This window comes from Fodinisporobacter ferrooxydans, from assembly GCF_022818495.1.
In the GTDB taxonomy this organism is placed as follows: domain Bacteria; phylum Bacillota; class Bacilli; order Tumebacillales; family MYW30-H2; genus Fodinisporobacter; species Fodinisporobacter ferrooxydans.
In genome coordinates this window covers 2,450,461-2,469,988 of the sequence record NZ_CP089291.1, presented here as the reverse complement: position 1 = coordinate 2,469,988, position 19,528 = coordinate 2,450,461, and the positions used below count along the sequence as shown (strand labels likewise).

At 43.0% G+C, this 19,528-nt stretch carries 20 protein-coding genes; 7 read left to right on the top strand and 13 right to left on the bottom strand.

All coding sequences use genetic code 11. The annotated features are described in order from the left end of the window. Positions 1 to 160 precede the first annotated feature (160 nt). A complete protein-coding gene (locus LSG31_RS11770; RefSeq protein WP_347435302.1) occupies positions 161 to 2,152 on the bottom strand; it encodes an acetoacetate--CoA ligase in 1,992 nt (663 codons plus the stop codon). A gap of 224 nt (positions 2,153 to 2,376) precedes the next feature. Between LSG31_RS11770 and LSG31_RS11765 the strand changes: the two genes are divergently transcribed. Then, positions 2,377 to 3,375 carry a polysaccharide deacetylase family protein gene (locus LSG31_RS11765; protein WP_347435301.1) on the top strand — a complete coding sequence of 333 codons (999 nt, stop codon included), beginning with the start codon at positions 2,377 to 2,379 and terminating at the stop codon, positions 3,373 to 3,375. A 126-nt stretch (positions 3,376 to 3,501) separates the two neighbouring features. On the opposite strand, the gene LSG31_RS11760 is transcribed toward LSG31_RS11765, so the two are convergent. Together LSG31_RS11760 and LSG31_RS11755 are read right to left on the bottom strand one after the other, a co-directional pair. Beyond that, positions 3,502 to 5,001 carry a sodium:solute symporter family protein gene (locus LSG31_RS11760; RefSeq protein WP_347435300.1) on the bottom strand — a complete coding sequence of 500 codons (1,500 nt, stop codon included), beginning with the start codon at positions 4,999 to 5,001 and terminating at the stop codon, positions 3,502 to 3,504. Positions 5,002 to 5,005: 4 nt separating this feature from the next. Beyond that, positions 5,006 to 5,203, bottom strand: coding sequence for a DUF3311 domain-containing protein (locus tag LSG31_RS11755; protein ID WP_347435299.1), 198 nt, complete (start codon positions 5,201 to 5,203; stop codon positions 5,006 to 5,008). A gap of 391 nt (positions 5,204 to 5,594) precedes the next feature. On the opposite strand from LSG31_RS11755, the gene LSG31_RS11750 reads away from it, so the two are divergent. Continuing rightward, positions 5,595 to 6,065: a hypothetical protein gene (locus tag LSG31_RS11750; RefSeq protein ID WP_347435298.1), complete on the top strand. Its 471-nt coding sequence runs from the start codon at positions 5,595 to 5,597 to the stop codon at positions 6,063 to 6,065. 160 nt (positions 6,066 to 6,225) lie between these two features. Here LSG31_RS11750 and LSG31_RS11745 read toward each other — a convergent pair whose 3' ends face one another. Next, positions 6,226 to 7,206: a bile acid:sodium symporter family protein gene (locus tag LSG31_RS11745; RefSeq protein WP_347435297.1), complete on the bottom strand. Its 981-nt coding sequence runs from the start codon at positions 7,204 to 7,206 to the stop codon at positions 6,226 to 6,228. A gap of 295 nt (positions 7,207 to 7,501) precedes the next feature. Here LSG31_RS11745 and LSG31_RS11740 point away from each other — a divergent pair, with 295 nt between their 5' ends. After that, complete coding sequence (locus tag LSG31_RS11740; RefSeq protein WP_347435296.1) at positions 7,502 to 7,777, top strand: GIY-YIG nuclease family protein; 276 nt, start codon at positions 7,502 to 7,504, stop codon at positions 7,775 to 7,777. A gap of 57 nt (positions 7,778 to 7,834) precedes the next feature. Here the strand turns inward: LSG31_RS11740 and LSG31_RS11735 are convergent, their stop codons facing one another. After that, complete coding sequence (locus LSG31_RS11735) at positions 7,835 to 8,089, bottom strand: phasin family protein (protein ID WP_347435295.1); 255 nt, start codon at positions 8,087 to 8,089, stop codon at positions 7,835 to 7,837. A 229-nt stretch (positions 8,090 to 8,318) separates the two neighbouring features. On the opposite strand from LSG31_RS11735, the gene LSG31_RS11730 reads away from it, so the two are divergent. Continuing rightward, the gene (locus tag LSG31_RS11730) at positions 8,319 to 8,690 is read left to right on the top strand and encodes a PilZ domain-containing protein (RefSeq protein WP_347435294.1); all 372 of its coding nucleotides are present in this window, start codon (positions 8,319 to 8,321) and stop codon (positions 8,688 to 8,690) included. A gap of 37 nt (positions 8,691 to 8,727) precedes the next feature. On the opposite strand, the gene LSG31_RS11725 is transcribed toward LSG31_RS11730, so the two are convergent. The 5 genes from LSG31_RS11725 to LSG31_RS11705 all read right to left on the bottom strand — a co-directional run bounded on the left by LSG31_RS11725 (position 8,728) and on the right by LSG31_RS11705 (position 13,033). Continuing rightward, the gene (locus LSG31_RS11725) at positions 8,728 to 9,513 is read right to left on the bottom strand and encodes an SDR family NAD(P)-dependent oxidoreductase (protein ID WP_347435293.1); all 786 of its coding nucleotides are present in this window, start codon (positions 9,511 to 9,513) and stop codon (positions 8,728 to 8,730) included. Between the two features lie 54 nt (positions 9,514 to 9,567). Continuing rightward, complete coding sequence (locus tag LSG31_RS11720) at positions 9,568 to 10,812, bottom strand: sensor histidine kinase (protein ID WP_347435292.1); 1,245 nt, start codon at positions 10,810 to 10,812, stop codon at positions 9,568 to 9,570. Beyond that, complete coding sequence (locus LSG31_RS11715; RefSeq protein WP_347435291.1) at positions 10,802 to 11,491, bottom strand: response regulator transcription factor; 690 nt, start codon at positions 11,489 to 11,491, stop codon at positions 10,802 to 10,804. Before LSG31_RS11715 ends, LSG31_RS11720 begins: the two co-directional genes overlap by 11 nt. 145 nt (positions 11,492 to 11,636) lie before the next feature. Further along, complete coding sequence (gene cysK, locus LSG31_RS11710) at positions 11,637 to 12,557, bottom strand: cysteine synthase A (RefSeq protein WP_347435290.1); 921 nt, start codon at positions 12,555 to 12,557, stop codon at positions 11,637 to 11,639. Between the two features lie 101 nt (positions 12,558 to 12,658). After that, positions 12,659 to 13,033, bottom strand: a complete 375-nt coding sequence (locus LSG31_RS11705) for an ABC transporter ATP-binding protein (RefSeq protein ID WP_347435289.1) — start codon at positions 13,031 to 13,033, stop codon at positions 12,659 to 12,661. A 543-nt stretch (positions 13,034 to 13,576) separates the two neighbouring features. On the opposite strand from LSG31_RS11705, the gene LSG31_RS11700 reads away from it, so the two are divergent. Both LSG31_RS11700 and LSG31_RS11695 read left to right on the top strand, forming a co-directional pair. Beyond that, complete coding sequence (locus LSG31_RS11700) at positions 13,577 to 14,887, top strand: Nramp family divalent metal transporter (protein ID WP_430734276.1); 1,311 nt, start codon at positions 13,577 to 13,579, stop codon at positions 14,885 to 14,887. Between the two features lie 171 nt (positions 14,888 to 15,058). After that, the gene (locus LSG31_RS11695; RefSeq protein ID WP_347435287.1) at positions 15,059 to 15,583 is read left to right on the top strand and encodes a hypothetical protein; all 525 of its coding nucleotides are present in this window, start codon (positions 15,059 to 15,061) and stop codon (positions 15,581 to 15,583) included. 59 nt (positions 15,584 to 15,642) lie between these two features. On the opposite strand, the gene LSG31_RS11690 is transcribed toward LSG31_RS11695, so the two are convergent. Together LSG31_RS11690 and LSG31_RS11685 are read right to left on the bottom strand one after the other, a co-directional pair. Then, positions 15,643 to 16,383, bottom strand: coding sequence for a VanW family protein (locus LSG31_RS11690; RefSeq protein ID WP_347435286.1), 741 nt, complete (start codon positions 16,381 to 16,383; stop codon positions 15,643 to 15,645). Positions 16,384 to 16,594: 211 nt separating this feature from the next. Next, a complete protein-coding gene (locus LSG31_RS11685) occupies positions 16,595 to 18,271 on the bottom strand; it encodes a glycoside hydrolase family 13 protein (protein ID WP_347435285.1) in 1,677 nt (558 codons plus the stop codon). Positions 18,272 to 18,566: 295 nt separating this feature from the next. Here LSG31_RS11685 and LSG31_RS11680 point away from each other — a divergent pair, with 295 nt between their 5' ends. Further along, positions 18,567 to 18,695 (top strand): hypothetical protein, encoded by a 129-nt coding sequence (locus tag LSG31_RS11680; RefSeq protein WP_347435284.1) that lies wholly within the window; start codon positions 18,567 to 18,569, stop codon positions 18,693 to 18,695. A gap of 108 nt (positions 18,696 to 18,803) precedes the next feature. On the opposite strand, the gene LSG31_RS11675 is transcribed toward LSG31_RS11680, so the two are convergent. After that, a complete protein-coding gene (locus LSG31_RS11675; RefSeq protein WP_347435283.1) occupies positions 18,804 to 19,280 on the bottom strand; it encodes a ferritin-like domain-containing protein in 477 nt (158 codons plus the stop codon). Positions 19,281 to 19,528: the final 248 nt, after the last annotated feature.

The window sequence follows — 19,528 nt, the reverse complement described above, 5'->3', positions numbered from 1 at the left end:
TACACAGTTCCCCTCAGGTCAAATTTCCGGATCTTGTGATACATGCAGGGCTTGTGCCCTTATGTGGAGTGCTAAACATATACTTTCCGATCGTACTAAAAAAATCTCCCCGATTGCAGGAGATTCATTTCATTCTACACTCGTATCGATCGATGATTTTTCATTCCCATTCCATTGATTGGCCAGCTTTATTCAATTGTTTTGCGAGATCAATAAAAAACGTTAATGACTGCGGATTTCCCATGGAATCCAGATTTACCGCTTGCGCTACAGGATGTCCAAGCAAAATGCGCCGAATGGGAACTTCTAATTTTTTTCCGTTTAACGTTTTGGGTATATCGTTCACCGCGAAAATCTCATCTGGTACATGCCGTGGCGATACGGTCTCACGAATCTTTGCTTTTATCTTTTGCCGCAAAGAATCGTCAAGCTGGACACCTGGCCGCAAAACTACAAACAGCGGAAGAAAAGACGGACGTCCAAGCAGTTCGAGGTCGACCACCAAACTATCCACAACCTCTTCAATGGATTCTACCGCTTGATAAATATCGCGGGTGCCCATGCGTATGCCATGCCGATTGATCGTGGAATCGGACCGCCCATAAATCACGCAACCGCCGTGTTTTCCGATTTGCATCCAATCCCCATGCCGCCAAATACCTGGATAAACATCAAAATAACTTTCCCGATATCGCTTGCCGTCCGGATCATTCCAAAAATATAGGGGCATCGATGGCATCGGCTTGCTGAGCACCAGTTCTCCCATCTCATCGATTAACGATTGGCCAGCCGGATCATATGCCTCTACTTTCGACCCTAGAAAACGGCATTGCATCTCTCCGACTCGTACAGGCAAAACCGGGCATCCGCCGACAAACGCGGAACAAACGTCCGTCCCGCCACTCAAAGGTGCCAGCCAAATATCCGGTTTTACTTTGTCATAAACCCACTTGAATCCCTCAGGCGTCAATGGAGATCCGGTCGAGCCGATTCCGCGCAACGCGGACAGATCATATGTTTTTCCTGGCTGAATGCCCGCTTTTATACAACTTGTGATATAGCTGGCACTTGTTCCAAACACGGTCATTTTGGTTGACTCTGCGAATTTCCACAATACATGCATGTCCGGATATGCCGGGTTGCCGTCATATAAAAGAACCGTGGCACCTACGAGCAAACCGCTGATCAGGTAATTCCACATCATCCAGCCGGTTGTCGTATACCAGAAAAATCGATCGTTTGCAGAAATATCACTATGAAAACTCAATGTTTTCAGATGTTCGAGCAAAATCCCGCCGTGCCCTTGGACAATCGCTTTGGGAAGTCCAGTCGTTCCTGACGAATACAACACCCATAACGGATGGTCGAACGCCAACGGTTCAAATTGCAGCTTTGCTGCTGTCTGCAAAACTTCTTCCCAAAGAATCGTATTTTCCGGCAAATCTGCAGAAATATCTTCCTTCAGATATGGAACGAGGATCGTATGTTGCAAAGTCGGCAACGCATGCTGCAACTCTGCGACCGCATTCATTTTGTCAAAGGATTTTCCATTATACTGATACCCATCGATCGTAAACAAAACTTTCGGCTCGATTTGTTGAAATCGGTCAATGACACTTGGCGTACCAAAGTCGGGTGAACAACTGGACCAGACGGCACCGATACTGGCACAAGCCAAAAATGCGATGACTGTCTGCGGGATATTCGGCATATAGGAGACGACGCGATCTCCAGCTTGTACTCCCATATTCCTCAATGTCTTGGCAACAGATGCTACAGAATGATGCAGTGTCTCCCAAGTGATCTCCTTCAACGACTGATGTTCCGATTGAAACAAAATTGCAGGCCGCTCCTTCTGTTCATTCCGAAACACATGCTCTGCATAATTTAAAGCAGCGCCTTCAAACCACCGAATCCCCGGCATTGCATCACCTTGCAGCACACGTTGATATGGTGAATGTTGTATGATTTGAAAATAGGACCACAATGATTCCCAAAAATCTTCCATATGGTCAACGGACCACTGCCACAAAGCCTCATATCCAGAAAACGTCAGAGCGTATTCGTTCTGCACCCATCGCATATAGTGATACACTCTGCTTTTTTCAATTTGAGCGATTGACGGTTCCCATAAAATTGTTCCTTCTGCCATACCCCATCCCTCCCGTCAGTTTTGCTGCCATTGTTGAATAACTGCAAATCAACTTCTTTTTCGATCTGTCGGCAATTACTCAGCGTCGTGATAACGTTTACATACATAGAAGCATTCTATATCAAAAGTTTACCATTGATCGCTTTCTGCGTCATTAAAATACCTTTTGCAAAATAAGCTAATGATACAAGATCAATGGATGCATACGATTGAGGTGAGCAAGAGTGGTGCCATTGTTTCGCTTTTTCGCATTGTTTTTACCGGTAACGCTCTTTTTTCTTTTCGCGTGCCAACCAGACAATTCTCCAAAACAGCCGATACGTTTCGAACAGTCCAAGCATTGGCTGCAATTTAAAGCTCCACCGCAATTGATCGGGTGGAAAACACAGGGGATAAGTCAAAAAAATCAAGATAAAAAAAGAATTCTGGAAAGTCATGCAAAATCCGTTGCCTACACGTTTTCATCCATGCCAGAACCATCCACAAAACAATCACAACGATCCACTACAGCAATTCATCACACTACACATCCGCCACAGCAGCCGATTCAAACATCTTCCAATCATACAATAAAACAGCAGGTAATAAATCAAAGTCAAATTTTATATTATTCCGGTTCCCGCTCTTTAAAAGAAGCCGCCTTAACCTTTGACGACGGTCCGGACGTATCTTTTACATCCAAAATTCTCAGGATTTTAAAACAGTATCACATACATGCGACGTTTTTCATCGTTGGCGCTCGTGCACAAGCGCACCCTGAAATGGTACAGCGCATTGCCAGGGACGGTAACGCCATCGGCAATCATACATGGAATCATCCGGATTTAAAACGTCTTTCACCAATACAAATTCGCAACGAAATTGAAAAAACGGATGAATTGCTGCAATCGCTTGTGGGTTATAAGCCTGCGCTGTTTCGCCCCCCATATGGGTCGACATCAAAAGCAATCCTGCAAGAAATTGGCGGGATGGGATATAAAGTGATCGATTGGTCAGTCGATACAAGAGATTGGGCAGGAACTCCCGTTCCACAAATCATGAACAACGTTCGCCAAGAAATATATCCCGGCGGCATTATCCTGCAACACTGCGCCGGCAACACACTTGGGATGGAACACACGGTACAGACGCTGCCTGAGATCATAACCACACTGCAAAAACAAGGGTATACGTTCGTTACTGTTCCCGAACTTCTGCATATACCGGCGAAAATAGGAAGATGAAAATTCCTTTCAAACCTGGCAAGGCATGATGAAATAGTCATATCAAAAATGACAAAAGGGACTGCCGTTTAGGAGTCCCTTTTTGCAATCGTGTCATTACCTTATGCAAGCAGCTATTTTATCCGATCATGCAGTTAATCGATCCGTGCCTTTCGATCCTCGTTTATTCCCAAACAAAGACTCAATGACAGGGTTGGAACGTTGTTTTGCCAATTTGCCGAAGATCGGATGCGTAACAAGGATTGCTGCAATATTCACGAGCAAGCCCCAGCATCCTTCATACAAACCATGTGCACTGTGTGTGAAGTACACGAAGAATACGGTAATCATGCCCGCAAGAAATCCTGTCAACACCGACTCTTTGGATAGATTTCTCCAATATAAACTAAATACGACCGCCGGGAAAATCTGTACAATTCCAGACACGCCCATCAATTGCAAGGATACCAACGCCGTTGGGAAGAGAAGTCCCAAGATCAGCGCCAGGCCGATGACCACAAATACCATATAACGAGTCACCATGGTAAGTTTTGCAGAAGCCGCATTCGGATTGATCATATCCCTGTAAATGTTATTTGCAAACAAATTGGAAGCGCCAATTGCCATAATGGAGCAAGGAACAAGCGATGCCAACGCAATCGTTGAATATGCCAGCCCTTGAGTAAACCCTCCGTAAGACATGTGAATCAACGTCAAAAATGCCAAACGGGCATTTGTTCCATGAGGAACCACTAAATATGCGGTTATGCCAAGAAATGTGACCAGCATCAATACAATATTGTAAAACGGCAGTACAATTGCATTTTTCCGCAACGCATCGCCACTTTTGGAGCTGAATACACCGGTAGCAGTATGCGGCCACATAAACAGTGCCAACGCAGAAATGAATGCGGCCGATGAAAACCATAAAATTCCTTTTGGTCCGCCTGACGGAATCGTCAACATCTTTGGGCTTTTTTGCATCGCCACATCGACCATATGTCCCCAACTGCCAAAATGAATGATCGGAATCGAAGCAACCAAATACAGCATGATGATCCATACTAAAATGTCTTTGATAATCGCTGTATATGTTGGTGCCTTGATTCCGCTGAAAAATGTGTACAGTGCCACGAGCAGAAACGATAAAACGACGATCACAGGAACATTGATAAACCCTGCCCCAGCCATCTCCATGGTATCTTGAATGCCGCTTAATTGCAGATCTATATACGGAATCAGCATCAATACGCCGGTTATACCGATCAAAACGGATAAAAGTTTGCTGTCAAAACGACCGCCCACATAATCGGCCAGTGTGGTAAAATGATGTTTTTTTGCTATCCCCCATATTTTAGGCAGGAAAAAATATGCCAAAGGATATGCCAATACCACATAGGGTGTAGCGAAGAATGCGATACTTCCCCCGGAATACGCTGTACTGGTCAACCCTAAAAACGTATAGGCAGTATAAACGTCTGCCCCAACCAGAAACCAGACGAATAAACTTCCCAGACGCCGCCCGCCTAGCGACCATTCCTCAACAGAACTTCGGGATGCCTTGTTGCGGCCTGCAATAAATCCGATGATTACAACGGCTAAAACGATAACCGATGTTACAATAAGTGCAGTACTATTCCCTTGCATGTTTTCACTCCTCACTGCTTGGTTTAAGGATGCGATGCACAGCCAACGTAAAAAGTGGCGTCAGTAACATCCAGATAAATAACCAAAAATGTAAAAACGGAAGCCCAAATAGAACCGGTTGAACATGGTTCACCATCGGAATCAGAAGCAATTGGGCAATAAAAGGGATCAAAACAAGTAAAAATACAATGACCCTTCTCATCACAATATCCCCCTTTGAAAAGTTTTAATTATTTGTATTATTTCAACTTTCAAGTAAAACCAGTTATTGAAACCGATTGCAAATAACAGAATACAAATTTTAAAAGAAAATGTCAAATTTGTTTCATTAAAATTATTGGAAGAAAAAGAATCCATATTTCATGATTCCTAGTGAATGTCAAAATTATTCGGTATTATAATTCACATCTAAGATTCTTTATTATTGAAAAAAGAATACGAACTTTAAACACCGATTGGTGATCCGTGAGCACAGCGAGTTATCAAAATTCAATTCAACAATTAAATTCAATTAAAATTCAAAATTTAGCTCTTTCTCGTAAACACATTTCCATGATATACTTGTCCCACAATAAAAAAGGAGGTGACCGGTATTGGAGCATTTGGAGCGCATCCTCACACACATTGTTGATAAGTTGGAATCTCTTGAACAATCCCAGCGGGAAATGCGGCAACAGATTTCCATGATACTGACAACACAAGATCAATTTTTAAAAAGTCAATTGGCAATGGAGCAGCGAATCGGTTCCTTGGAGCAACGAATGGGTTCCCTGGAACAACGGATGGATTCCCTGGAACAACGGATGGATTCCCTGGAACAACGAATGGGTTCCCTGGAACAACGGATGGATTCCCTGGAACAACGAATGGGTTCCCTGGAACAACGAATGGATTCCTTGGAGCAACGGATGGATAATCTGGAGCGAAAAAGTGAAGAACGGCACATGGAAATTCTCGAACGCTTTTCTTTGATCCAAAGAGACATTGATATCAATTGGGATGTTACAAATCAAAACAAACGCGAAATTGAAAGGGTAAAGAAACGTTTGGACGCGGCAATGTAAAATTGCCAGCCTTTCCGTACATTCCTGCCACGCAAACTCTGACTGCTTCGTTCGACTCCGATGACTTTTTCACTTCACGTTTTATTCAACAAGACGCCTTAATACCAAAGACCCCTTCCAGCTCCCGCTTTAGAAGGGGTCTATTTTATCAATGAAACGCTTACAAAGACTTCGCTGTCGGTTTCTTATTCCCGCCTCGAATGACTTTCAGCCGATGCGTCGGGACGGACGCCAAAATTGCTGCCGTCAAACTTCCTAATGTCAAATTGCATAACATATTTGCCATGGATGCCATTCCTGCCAATGGTCCAAATGCATCATTGGCAAGGACAGTGGCTAATGCAGAATTGCAAATTCCCACCTCAAACAGCACAGATCTGCATGACGATTCGTCAAACCGTAATAGTTTGGCGTATCCATACCCTAGACCCATTTGTAAAACAATCTGTACAATCACACACAATATGAGGATTGGCAATATCGAAGCATGCTGCAATAAGGATTTGCTGGCATTGCCGGCAACTCCCAAAACCAAAATATATAGAGCGATTGCAGAAGCAATGGGAGCATATGGCTTGATTGATGTGTTGAATTTGGAGAACTTCCACTGCAGAAACATTCCAACTGTCAGAGGCAAAAAAACAATTTCCATGATTTTTATCAGAAATGCAAGATAGTCCACATGAACACTGGATCCGATGAACAGTTTTGCCAAAAGAGGTGTAATTAGAGGGCCAATAAATGTATCGATGGCAGACATTGTCATGCTTAGGGCGAGATCGCCGCGGCCAATCAGGGAATTTAAATTCGCAGATGTTCCACTGGGGACAATGCCGGACATAATGACTCCATAGGAGATCTCCGAAACACCAAAAAATAAAAACGCCAGGACAATTGACACAATTGATGCAATCAACCATTTTCCAAATGAACCCAAGAGGGGTCGCGAAGGGCGAATCATGAATCCTTTGAGACGACTTCGATCAATCGTCAGTCCCATAATGAACAGAACGAATCCAATCGCTGGATTTGTTGCTGCATCCCAACTTTGAAATGTTTTTGGCATAAAGACTGCCAATAAAGCAAACAGCACAATCCATACGGGCATCAAGCGAGCCAAAATAAATGTTGCAACTTTCATTTTTGTCACGACCCCTTTAAACCGGCACGTATTCACTTCATGATCCAACCCATTCAATCATTCACACATTTGGTAGTTAAAATATATCACCATGCAATATTATTTTCAATATTCACTATATTTTATGAATTGAGAATAATAACCGATAAATGAGAAACCGCTGGATGAATCACACGCTGAATGGACAGTAGTTGGCCAAACAACAGTTGGATGAACGACGCTTGTTTTCAGCAAATCAAACAGCTATACTAATAATCTATATCCTCTTGCAAACCAATGCGTTAGGAGCAGTACAATGTCTCATGTCGTATACATTCTGCAGTGTAAAGACGGAACTCTCTATACCGGTTATACAAACAATCTGGCCAAACGTTTGCGTCTTCATAATGAAGGAAAAGGAGCCAAATATACGAGAGGAAGAACGCCTGTAACATTGGTGTATGTGGAGGAAATTCCCTCCATGTCTTCGGGATTAAAGCGGGAATATGAAATAAAACACATGTGCCGAAAGCAAAAATACCATTTGATTCAAAGCCAAGCCGCATTGCATCATTTTTCACAAAAAAACTAACAGGCACAAAACCTGTTAGCCAAAGTTGAACAAACCTATTGAAATGGGACAAACATATTACTGTTTTTGAGCCAGCAATTCCTCTAATTTTGCAATCCGCTGTTCGAGACGATGGATGTCAGATTGCTGGGGAATATTAAGTTTTGAAAATGAACTTTGAATGGAATCTTTAATAAAACGACGCATTTCTTCTTTTTCCCGTTCTCCCCGTTCTAAAATTTGATTGTCATCCACCCAATTTTTCAGTTTTTCTTTCGTAAATGATACGGCTCCCAATCCGAAATATACGGCCTGTTTTACGACACTTGCCATTGTCTGTGCCTCCTCTTTGTACGTTTGATTTCTTGTGTTTGTAGTACTGTTTCTTATAAATATGGACAAGTATCCGATTGAAAAAGTTCAAAGCTGATGTATTTCCAATTATAGCGAATTGAATTATAAAGGCAGGAATTGAATCATGACGAAACGAATACTATTCTAAATGATACGAATAAGAAACATGTAGTTTCAACCGAAACTACAGAATGTTAAGGTGAAAAGAATGGATGAACAGCAGAATCGCAGAAGATACTTTCGCGTAACAATTGGCAGAGACACTCTATTTCATCTCAACGTCCATCGAAAGAAAAGCTCTTGGGGACGATGTATGCTAATAGACGTGTCTGCCGGAGGAGCACAAATTGTTACACCGCTAAAATTCCCTATAAATGAATCCGATGTATTTGCAACGATCCAAATTTCATTACACGAGACGAGTTATACAATCGATGCGGATATTATATGGGGGAAAAAATCGAATCGGGTTTATCGGTATGGTTTGAAATGGAAAACGATTGATCCCGAACAACAGCAAGATCTTTTACAAAAATTACTGGAATTGCAAACGAAAAAAGTACAAATCAATGTCCGATAACTGAATCTTTATTTTCATTTTTCTACACTTCCGATATCTACACTTCCGATTTCGCCAGTCGTTTCATGACTTGTAAAATGGCACGCGCGGATATAAACTTTGGCAATACTTTCAATGACACATAGCGCATTCGGTTGCCGACTCCAGGAATGACGCTGGATTTCTTTCCCAATCGCTCTAACGCCAACTGAACGACATGTTTTACACTCATTCCAGGCAAATGAATATTGGCCACTTGTTGAAATTCCGTATTGGTACCGCCAGGACAAAGTGCCAATACGTCCACACCGCTGTCTTTTAATTCCCAATGCATAGCTTCAGCGAGAAATAAATCAAATGCTTTTGATGCCGAGTATGTGGCCCAATATGGCATGGGTGCAGCCGAGACCATGGAAGAAGTAAAGATGATTCCGCCGCTTTTTCGTTGTTTTAGGCGAATCCCTATTTCGTGTCCGAGAATCATGGGAGCCCGGCAATTCACATATAACAGTTCCAATTCTTTTTCCAAGTGATTCGTTAAAAACTCTCCCGTATTGGCGAATCCCGCATTATTAATCAAAAGACCGAGATCCACAGCGGCAATCTCCGGGCGAATCTTTTCCATAAATTTCTCATCAGCAAGATCTGCAGTTATGGTTTTGACCTGTATGAAAAATTGTGCTTCAAGTTTTTCCTTTAATTGATCCAATCTATCTTTTCGGCGGGCCACTAACATCAGATTCATCCTCCGTGCTGCCAATTGTTTGGCGAATTCTGCACCGATCCCGGCAGAAGCTCCGGTGACAAGCGCCCATGGACCATACCGCTCTTTAAAATCTTTCATATGAACCTCCCATAATTCATTGATCGGTTATTTTGGGAAAAGCTTTAGTTGCTCTTATAGTTTTTTCACAGGAAAACTCACAATGATAGTCGTTCCAATTCCCATTTTGCTTTCAACACGTATTTTCCCGTCATGTGCATCGATAATCCACTTTGCAATCGAAAGACCTAATCCGGTCCCTCCTTCTTTGCGCGTTCTGGCTTTGTCACCTCGATAAAAGCGGTCAAAAATATAGGGAAGATCCTGTTCCGGAATCCCCGCACCTGTATCCTGTACGCTTACTTGCAGCAAATAACCGTGTTTCGTGCCAGTTTTTTTGCATGTCACAGTAATCGTTCCATACTCTTCCGTATACTTCACAGCATTGTCCAGCAAAATGACAAATAACTGGTGCAGCCTTTCTTCGTCTCCAGTCATTTCAAGCGCAGATTCTATGTTTGTTTCCAATGTTATGCTTTTGAGTGCCGCCATATCCTGAAATTGGTTGACCGTTCTCTTGACGGTCGCATCCAGATGAACTGTCTGTTTGATGAGTTGAATCTCGTTGGAATCGGATCTTGCCAATGTTAATAAATCATTGACCATTTGAATCATCCGTTTGGTTTCCATAATCATTACGGAAATATGTTCACTTTCCTGTTCAACCGTATGATCAGGGTGGCGAAATAAACGTTCCAGATAGAGTTTCATCACCGTTAGCGGCGTTCGCAGTTCATGCGATGCATCAGCGGTAAACTGTTGCTGTTTTTTCCAAGAGTTTTGAATCGGTATTAATGCGCGATTCGCGAGGAACAAACCGGATATGATCGCCAATACCACACTTATGATGGCTCCGATTGCGATGACAAACAACAAACTCTCCAACATATCATGCTCATACTGCATATCGTAAAGGATTTGAATGGTTTTTTCCCGGTCTGGCAGGTTGATTTGATATACGCGATATGGCGTATCTCCCAAAAACAACGTTTGGAAACTATTATGATGAAGCAATTGGGAGTGAAACAAGTGGATCTGATCGATGGGAAATGCATCCGGCGGAATTTGCTGAAGCAAATTTCCTTGCACATCCCAAACCAAAAGGCTATCCCGATCCCTTTCTTTATTTCTCCGATCCATCACGCCGCGAATCACGTCCCCATGCTGAATGCGTAAAGCGATATCGTGAAGGTGCCCATCCACTTGTGCGTACAACCGATATTGCATATAAAAATACAAAGTAGCTCCAAAACCATTTAATATGAAAAAGAATACGATTGCATTTAAGAGTACAAGGCGGACCCGAGTCTTATGAAACAATTTCCGAATCCTCCTTCAGCATATAGCCAATGCTCCGAATCGTACGAATGACCGAATCACAACCAAATGCAGCAAGTTTTTTCCGTATGTAATGGATATACAGTTCAACGATTCCCTCGCTTTTGTCCGAATCAATTCCCCATATTCGGTTAAAAATCTGTTCTCGCGTCAAAATTTGTTCTTTGTTGCGAATCAGATATTCCAACAATTCATACTCTTTTGCTGTCAGCTTCAGAGGATGATTTTGAACAAATCCATCATGTTCTTTCAGAGAAATGGTGATAGGACCATAGGAAATTTCTTGTTCTTCTCCGATTTTCCCATTTCGCCGCAACAAGGCACGAATTCTTGCAAGCAATTCTTCAATGGCAAACGGCTTTACCAGATAGTCGTCAGCTCCTGCATCCAGGCCTTTTACCCGAGATTCTACACTGTCTTTCGCCGTTAAAAAAATGACAGGTGTAGCTACTCCTTGTGTACGCAATTCCTTGATAATGGATATCCCATCAATCCCCGGCAACATGATATCCAAAACAATAACATCATAAATTCCTTGTTCGGCAAGATATAATCCGTCATCACCCGTTCCTGCATGATCGATGCGAAATCCTTCGTCCTCTAGTATGGTAATAATGGCATTCCGTAAGGATTGATCATCTTCTACAACTAAAATTCTCATTTCTGCCCTCCAGAATTCTTGCATATCCAATTTTAAACATTCGTGAATTTGCAATCATGTGCGATATACGGAACTCCGTTAACAAAACGGCTGCTGAACTATTTTTATTTCCAGCAGCCGTTACGATCGGATCTCGGTTATTTACTTAGGCAAACAAATCGGATGATAAGTATCTTTCCCCTGTATCCGGCGCGATGCTTAATACCCTCCCATTCTTCGGCAATGTTTGGGCGATTTGGATCGCAAAAAAAGCAGAAGCGGCACCGGAAGCACCGACCAGAATGCCCTCTTGTGCTGCCAGTTGCCGTGCGGTGGTTTGCGCATCATCATCATTTATCAACAAAATTTCATCGTAAATCCCGCGATTTAATATGCTTGGAATAAATCCTGGTCCGGTCCCGGGTATTTTATGGGGTCCGGGCTTGCCGCCGGAAAGTACGGGAGATCCAGCCGGTTCGACAACGTAAATCTTTAAACCAGGGATCCGCCTTTTTAATTCTTCGCCTGTTCCAGTCACCGTTCCACCTGTACCTGCCGTTAATACGAGAGCATCCAATTGACCTTCAAACGCTTCATAAATTTCAACTGCAGTCGTGTCCCGATGTGCATCCGGGTTGGCCGGATTTTCAAATTGCATCGGAATAAAACTATCCGGAATTTGTGCTGCAAGACGGTTTGCTTCATCAATCGCCCCTTGCATCCGCTGAGCCGCCGGCGTCAGGTACACTTCCGCACCGAATCCTTTTAAAATTTTCACCCGTTCAATTGTTGCATTATCAGGCATTGTAATGATGCAGCGATATCCTCTCGCCGCACATACCATTGCAATCCCGATGCCGGTGTTTCCAGAAGTCGGTTCGATGATCGTGCTTTTATGCGGCAAGATCTTGCCGTCTTGTTCCGCTTTCTCGATCATCCTCCATGCCGCCCGATCTTTTACGCTTCGTCCGGGATTGAATGATTCCAATTTCATAAAAACACTTGCCCCGTCTGCGCTTGGCAAACGATTCAAGCGAACAACCGGAGTTCGGCCAATCAGTTCCAAAACTGAATCATACACGTTCATTCTTCTCATTCACCCCTATATTAAACACTTTCATTCAAAGACGAATCCTCTAAAACATACTGCCATTCCGTGCAATACGTTCTTTAGGACTACTGTCTATTCTATACAGCCAGTCCCAGTTGACGCATTCCACCCGACAGTTGACTCGGGTAGTAGCTTTGAAATCCATCCAAGCCTACTTTTTTCAAAACAGATTCCACGCGAGTCTTTCGTTCGCTTTTTGAAACACTCTTCAATTCTAAACCAAAACCCACATTTTCCTCAACTGTCAGCCACGGGTACAGTGCATGCTCTTGAAAAATCATCATGCGATCCGGCGAAGGGCGTTGAATGATCTCTTGCTCTGCCAGTACTTCACCGGTATCTGGTGTTTCAAGTCCGGCAATCATACGGAGAATCGTGCTTTTCCCGCAGCCGGAAGGCCCAACGATTGCCGCAAATTCCCCTTTTTGGATCGTCAGATTGATGTCCTCCAAAACTTTCAGGGATTGAAACGATTTATTTACATGTTTGACTTAGATCGTTTGCATTATTCCTGTTTCCCTCCCGTACCAAATGCAAATATTCAAATCATTTGAAATCAAAAAAATAATTTGTCAACCTATAGAATTTTTTAATATTTAATCGTATACTTATTAGTAATCGATATCCCCTTTTTCACGATATCACGTTATGTGGTATCGCTTTTTTGCGTTAAAGCTTAACTTGAATAAAGCTAAAAAGTTCAATGAACGGTCAACTAACTTTCTCTTCTACTTATTTCCATTTATTTCTGCGTTTTGTTCCCAAACATTTCTTTCATCTAAATTTAATTATCTACATTTTTATTTGTAACATTTTCAGAAAAATGTAATATAATATTCTCATAAAGTTTCCTTAAGGAAAAAAAAAGTCCGAATGAAAGTATGTAGTCCTAGCGAAACTATTTGTCCCATATATAACAACGATATTCTTGGGATCAAATCCATGCATCAATGTAGGAAAGGAAGATACCCATGAATCCATTTCATCTTTCCAATATGAATACTCGCCTGCTGAATCAGGCTTCCCAAAATAAAACCGAGTCTGCCGGTCGAGCGGCCATTGCGGGTCACCGAAAAGGAATCCGCGCACTGGTGCCGTTTTTAGGGCCGGCTTTTGTAACATCCATTGCTTACATCGATCCGGGAAATTTTGCGACAAACATACAAAGCGGTTCCGAATTCGGGTATAACATGTTGTGGGTCGTTATACTTGCAAACCTGATGGCAATGCTTTTGCAAAACATGTCTGCAAAGCTGGGAATCGCAACAGGTAAAAACCTGCCGGAGCTCTGTCGGGATTATTTTCCGAAATCTCTGTCGCTTCTTATGTGGATTTTTTCCGAAATTGCCGCAATGGCGACAGATTTGGCTGAATTTCTTGGGGCAACACTCGGTCTCAATTTATTATTTGGAATTCCGATGATATTTGCCACAATTTTGACCGGGATTGCCACATACTTGATTCTGCTCTTGGAGCGGCGCGGCTTTCGGCCATTGGAAAAAGTGATTGCTTCCTTGGCGATTCTCATAGGCTTATGCTATTTGGTTGAAACTTTTTTATCCAGGCCCGATTTTCATCAGATTGCCTATCATAGTTTCGTTCCATGGTTAGGCAACCGTGACAGTTTTCTGCTGGCTGTAGGCGTAATCGGCGCAACCGTTATGCCGCACGCGATCTATTTACATTCCAGCCTTACGCAAAATCGGATCGTGCCAAGAAATGATAACGAGAAACGTAAAATACAATCCTTCAGCACAAAAGAAGTCATTCTCGCCATGTCGCTTGCAGGACTTGTGAACCTTGCCATGATGTACATGGCTGCTGCCGTATTCCACGCATCCGGACACAACACAGTTTCGGATATCACGACAGCGTATCAAACATTGACACCTTTGCTTGGTTCTGCTGCCGCTGCCGTGTTTTTGGTGTCATTATTATCTTCCGGCATCTCCAGTTCCGTCGTGGGAACAATGGCGGGCCAAGTCATCATGCAGGGGTTTGTAGGGTTTACCATTCCATTGTGGCTGCGGCGGGTAATAACCATGCTGCCAACGGTAGTTATCGTAGCGCTTGGCGTTGATCCGACCCGGACACTCGTCATCAGTCAGGTCATTTTAAGTCTCGTGTTGCCGCTCCCGATTCTTGCACTCATTTACTTTACAAGACGCAAAGATATCATGGGTGTATTGACAAACAGGAAACGAACTACAGTCCTTTCCGCCATCTGTGCGATTCTGATCATTTTTCTAAATATTTTGCTGATCTATCAAACATTTGGCGGCACGCTGCCTTTTCTCGGCAGCTAAATTCCTCAAGAGCGTATAAAGAAAACATAGTATGAAAGAAAGGATTCAGACAGAGCGGCGTCTGAATCCTTTCTTAATGATATCGTAGTTGTATGTTATGTAATAATTCGGAACGCCTATGCCTATGGCGACATAGTATTGTAAATATAACCGACATGCGGAGCGATGCATATGAAGCCTTTTGGAAAGAAATTCGTTGTGATACCTGCAGTCAAAATCAAAAGCGTAACAATCTCGGGAGTCGTTCAAATCGGAGACAGTAATGCCGTCTTGCCCCACATCGATTCATTTGCGGCAGGCGGTCCTCGCGGTGCTGCAAGCTTTAATACGCAAACATTTCCGCGTTCACGCACACGATTTCATCTGGCAAACCAGGTGGATGTGGAAACAAAAGGAGACTTAAGTATTGTGTCTCCTGCTCCCGACCCGGAACAGTTCAGGGAAATACGGGAGCGCTATGCTGCTTGCGAAGCGGCATTTCAACGTTTTGAAGCTGACGGGAATCGAATGCGGACAGAATCACGAGGCAAAAGTACCATTCAATATATTGAGATCGCCATCGTCTCTTCAAGCGCCGTATTGCATATCGGTGATACCAAATACGTTATGCCTCTTGTCCACACTGTCTCGCAAGGAGTTTTTGCAGGTACAGTGACTCCGGCAGCCGGCGGACCTGTGGGAGCGATCGGAGTGTAAGCAGGGTCTTGAATGTTACTTTTCTGCTGCAACAGGTGCACGCACTCCCCTAGTGATACTTATCTCTGTGGGGACAAAAGAAAAATCTTGCAAATCACATCATTTCCACTGACAAACGTTTGAATTCTGACAGGCTGTTGGAGCGAATTCGTAAATTTAAAATCAAGCAGCGGATAATCGACTGTTGCATCTTTTCCATGTGCCACATATGGGACGGGCAAGCTGTGTGTATAACGTTCATCAATTCTCAACCTCGCTTGCAGCACTGCATTATACATCGTTGTGGATACTTGACAGATCCCGCCTCCATACCCCATAACAAATTTATTGTTTACAATTTCGATTGCATGTTTCCAACCATTGGCAGGATTATTGGAATCACCTGTCGTACGATTAAATGAAAATTGCTGCCCGGGCAGAAGCACTGTTCCATTAATCAATTTTGATGCCAGTAGAATGTTTTGAACTCGACCACTGGCATTATCTCCGTTTAACGAAGTATGAAAATACCCGATTTCCTTGCCTGGTACTGTCTTCAGACGATTCAAATACGCTTGATATGCGGCATGTGCTTGTTGAATTTGCTCTGGCGTCGGTCTTTTCACTGTATAGATCCGCGGTTTTTCTTGCTGAACGGAAGGATTGGGATGTCTCGAATCGAGATTCAAATTATGTTTTGCAACACTTGCCTGCGAAGGATGTCTTTGCTCTGCCGTTCCTGATGTAACAAAATAGGAAATTGCAAATGAAATGCCGCCCAAGCAAACGACAATAAGAATGATTCGCCATACTTTTTTCATTTCGCCTCACCTGATGTTCGTATTTGAATTCTTCCAAGCCCTCCGCTGCATGTAGCAGTTGACCTTTATAATCTTATGAGCAGTTCCCGAAAAGTTTCCATTCAAGAAATATTTAACGAATGGCACTTCTAAAACATACATTTCTGAAAATGCAACATAAAAAGACACCTGCCATCACGGACGGCAAGTGTCCTTGGTAATTTTACAAAATTCAGGAAATTATAAAATGATATACCCTCGCTTCATAGGGCCGTAAAGAAATGTTTCGAATGTTCTCATTTTGATCCACACTGTAATTGCTGATCAAAAGTTTTGGTTGTGCAAATCGTATATCTTGCGGCATCTCGAAAACAGGTGTGCCCGCAAAAAAGTTTAAAATCACCAATATTTGTTCATTCTTCCATTTCCGCGTGTACGCGTAAATCTCCGGATGATCGGCAAGAATCAATTCATACGATCCGTATACGATGAGCTCGTATTGTTTGCGCAATTGGATCAATCTTTGGTAGTAATGAAAAATGGAGTCCGGATCGCTCCATTGCTGCCGTGCATTGATCGACACGTAATTGGGATTGACCGGAAGCCAGGGGGTGCCTTTTCCAAACCCTGCGTTTTCCGTGTCGTCCCACTGCATCGGTGTGCGCGCGTTATCCCTGCCTTTGGCATGAATGGAATGCATCACATGTTCTGTCTCTTCTCCCTGCTGTATACGTTCTCGAAACATATTGATCGTTTCGATATCCCGATAATCGTCAATGGTCGAAAACGCCACATTTGTCATGCCGAGTTCCTCGCCTTGGTAAATATACGGAGTGCCCTGCATCATATGCAGACACGTAGCCAGCATTTTCGCACTTTCCTTATGAAATTCCCCGTCATTCCCGAAGCGTGAGACCATTCGCGGCTGGTCGTGATTGTTTAAATATAGGCTGTTCCAGCCTTTCCCTGACAAAGATACCTGCCATTTTGTCATCGTTTGTTTGAAATCATGCAAACTCCACGGTTTGATATCCCATTTGCCGCCATTCCCGGAGTCCAAATCCATATGTTCAAATTGAAACACCATATGCAGTTCCTGTCTGTCTTCACCTGTGTACAAAACCGCCTGCTCCGGTGAAACGCCCGGCATTTCGCCAACGGTTATCAAATCGTAAGAAGACAGAACTTCTCTGTTCATTTCTTGCAAAAACTCATGGATCCGCGGTCCATTCATAAAAAATTGGCCGCCCCATTGATACCCCTCGCCCGGCGCGTCCGGCAAGCCTTCCACTTTCGAAATAAAGTTTATGACATCCATCCGGAATCCGTCGATCCCTTTATCCAGCCACCAGCGCATCATATCGTAAATTTCTTTGCGCAACTGGGGATTCTCCCAATTGAGATCCGGCTGTTTTTTCGAGAAGATATGTAAATAATACTCATCGGTATGTGCATCATATTCCCATGCCGGTCCACTGAAACAGGATACCCAATTGTTGGGCTCTTTTCCATTTTGCCCATGTCTCCAAATGTAGTAATCCCGCTTTGGATTGTCTTTGGACGAACGAGATTCGACAAACCATGGATGTTCGTCAGACGTATGGTTGACGACAAGATCCATCATGATTTTGATTCCCTGCTTGTGGGCTTCTGCCAACAACTGATTAAAATCCTCAAGGGTGCCAAACTCGTCCATTATATCCTGGTAATCGCTAATATCATATCCATTGTCATCGTTGGGGGATTTATAAACAGGAGACAGCCATATGACGTCAATTCCCAATTCCTTCAAATAATCCAACCGGCTGATGATCCCTGAAAGATCTCCAATACCATCGCCATTGGAATCCTTGAAGCTTCTCGGATAAATTTGATACACAACAGCTTCTTTCCACCATGCGCGTTTCATACGTTCCCTCCTTCTATTCTTAAAGCAATGTATCAACATTGATCCTGCTCGTCAACTCCATTCTTTCACATCTGGGCTATTTTTCAAAATCATGATCATGCCGGCCCTCTTTGTGTACGCTACTCCTTTTTCATTTCATATAGGCAGTTCATAAAATGTTCAAATATTACCAGAGATTTTTTTGTTTTATATACAGACAAATAAAAATTTATTTGTTATAATACAGATATACATTAAATATGCTGAATTTACTGACAATTAAATAGACAAATGACTAAAACCGGGAGTGATCAAGATGAATCAGCGAATGACATTTGAAGAAAGCATGGATCAGTATGAAACGTTAAATCAAAGAGTTTCGGAAGTTGTCATTGAGAGCCGCATCCTTCATGTGCGGGAAGATGGCATCTGGGAATGGAAATAAAGGAGGCAACACAGCCTCCTCTTTTTTATTTTTACATTCCTTTTCGTGCGTGTTCAAAAAGTTGTTAAATAGGACTCAAGGAGTTTTGACTGCTTTTTGAACATCCTCTTACAGATCGTGATACAAAAAGCTAAAACGCAGCGCATGCTCTTGTTCGTCTGTCATCGTTTCAAACAATACATCCCGGATGTCCGCCCGATCCGTTGCCAAGTATAGATCGCGATAGGATTCAAATGCTTCCAATTCGCTTTCCAATGCTTTTAGAAGCCCTTCCTTATAATTGCCGAACACCGTTTGTGCCGCTTGTACCACTGGCTGTCTGCCTGTAATCCGCCAATACAATTCGGAAAGGATTCGCAAATGTTTTTTTTCATCTTTGTACGGATGTTCGATCCATTTTTTATGCCATTCCTTCGGAGCCATCGCGATCAAATTTTGATAGAAATAAATCGCTGTTGCCTCCTCATGTATCGCTTTTTGCAACTGCAGAAGAAAGGCGGTAAAATCATGATGAAAATGCGACGAGAGCATCGGCATCCATTCACTTCGGTAGCCGGCTTGAATGTAAGGATACATATACAACATTCATCCCCCCTTTGCCAGGCAAATGCACGTAGAACCTATGCATAGCCTATGCTCATATGAGATGTTTGGTGAGCAAAAGCTTTCGCAGCAACCCGCGCAACTGGTCCGGCAATTAGAGATGCAGTGAAATCCATGATCATCTGAAAATAATTGGGGTAGAAATCTATATGGAAAGATATGAAACGATATGGAACGATTGTTCCGGATAAAGATTCTCCCGCACTCCTATGGTATACTTTATTTGTTGT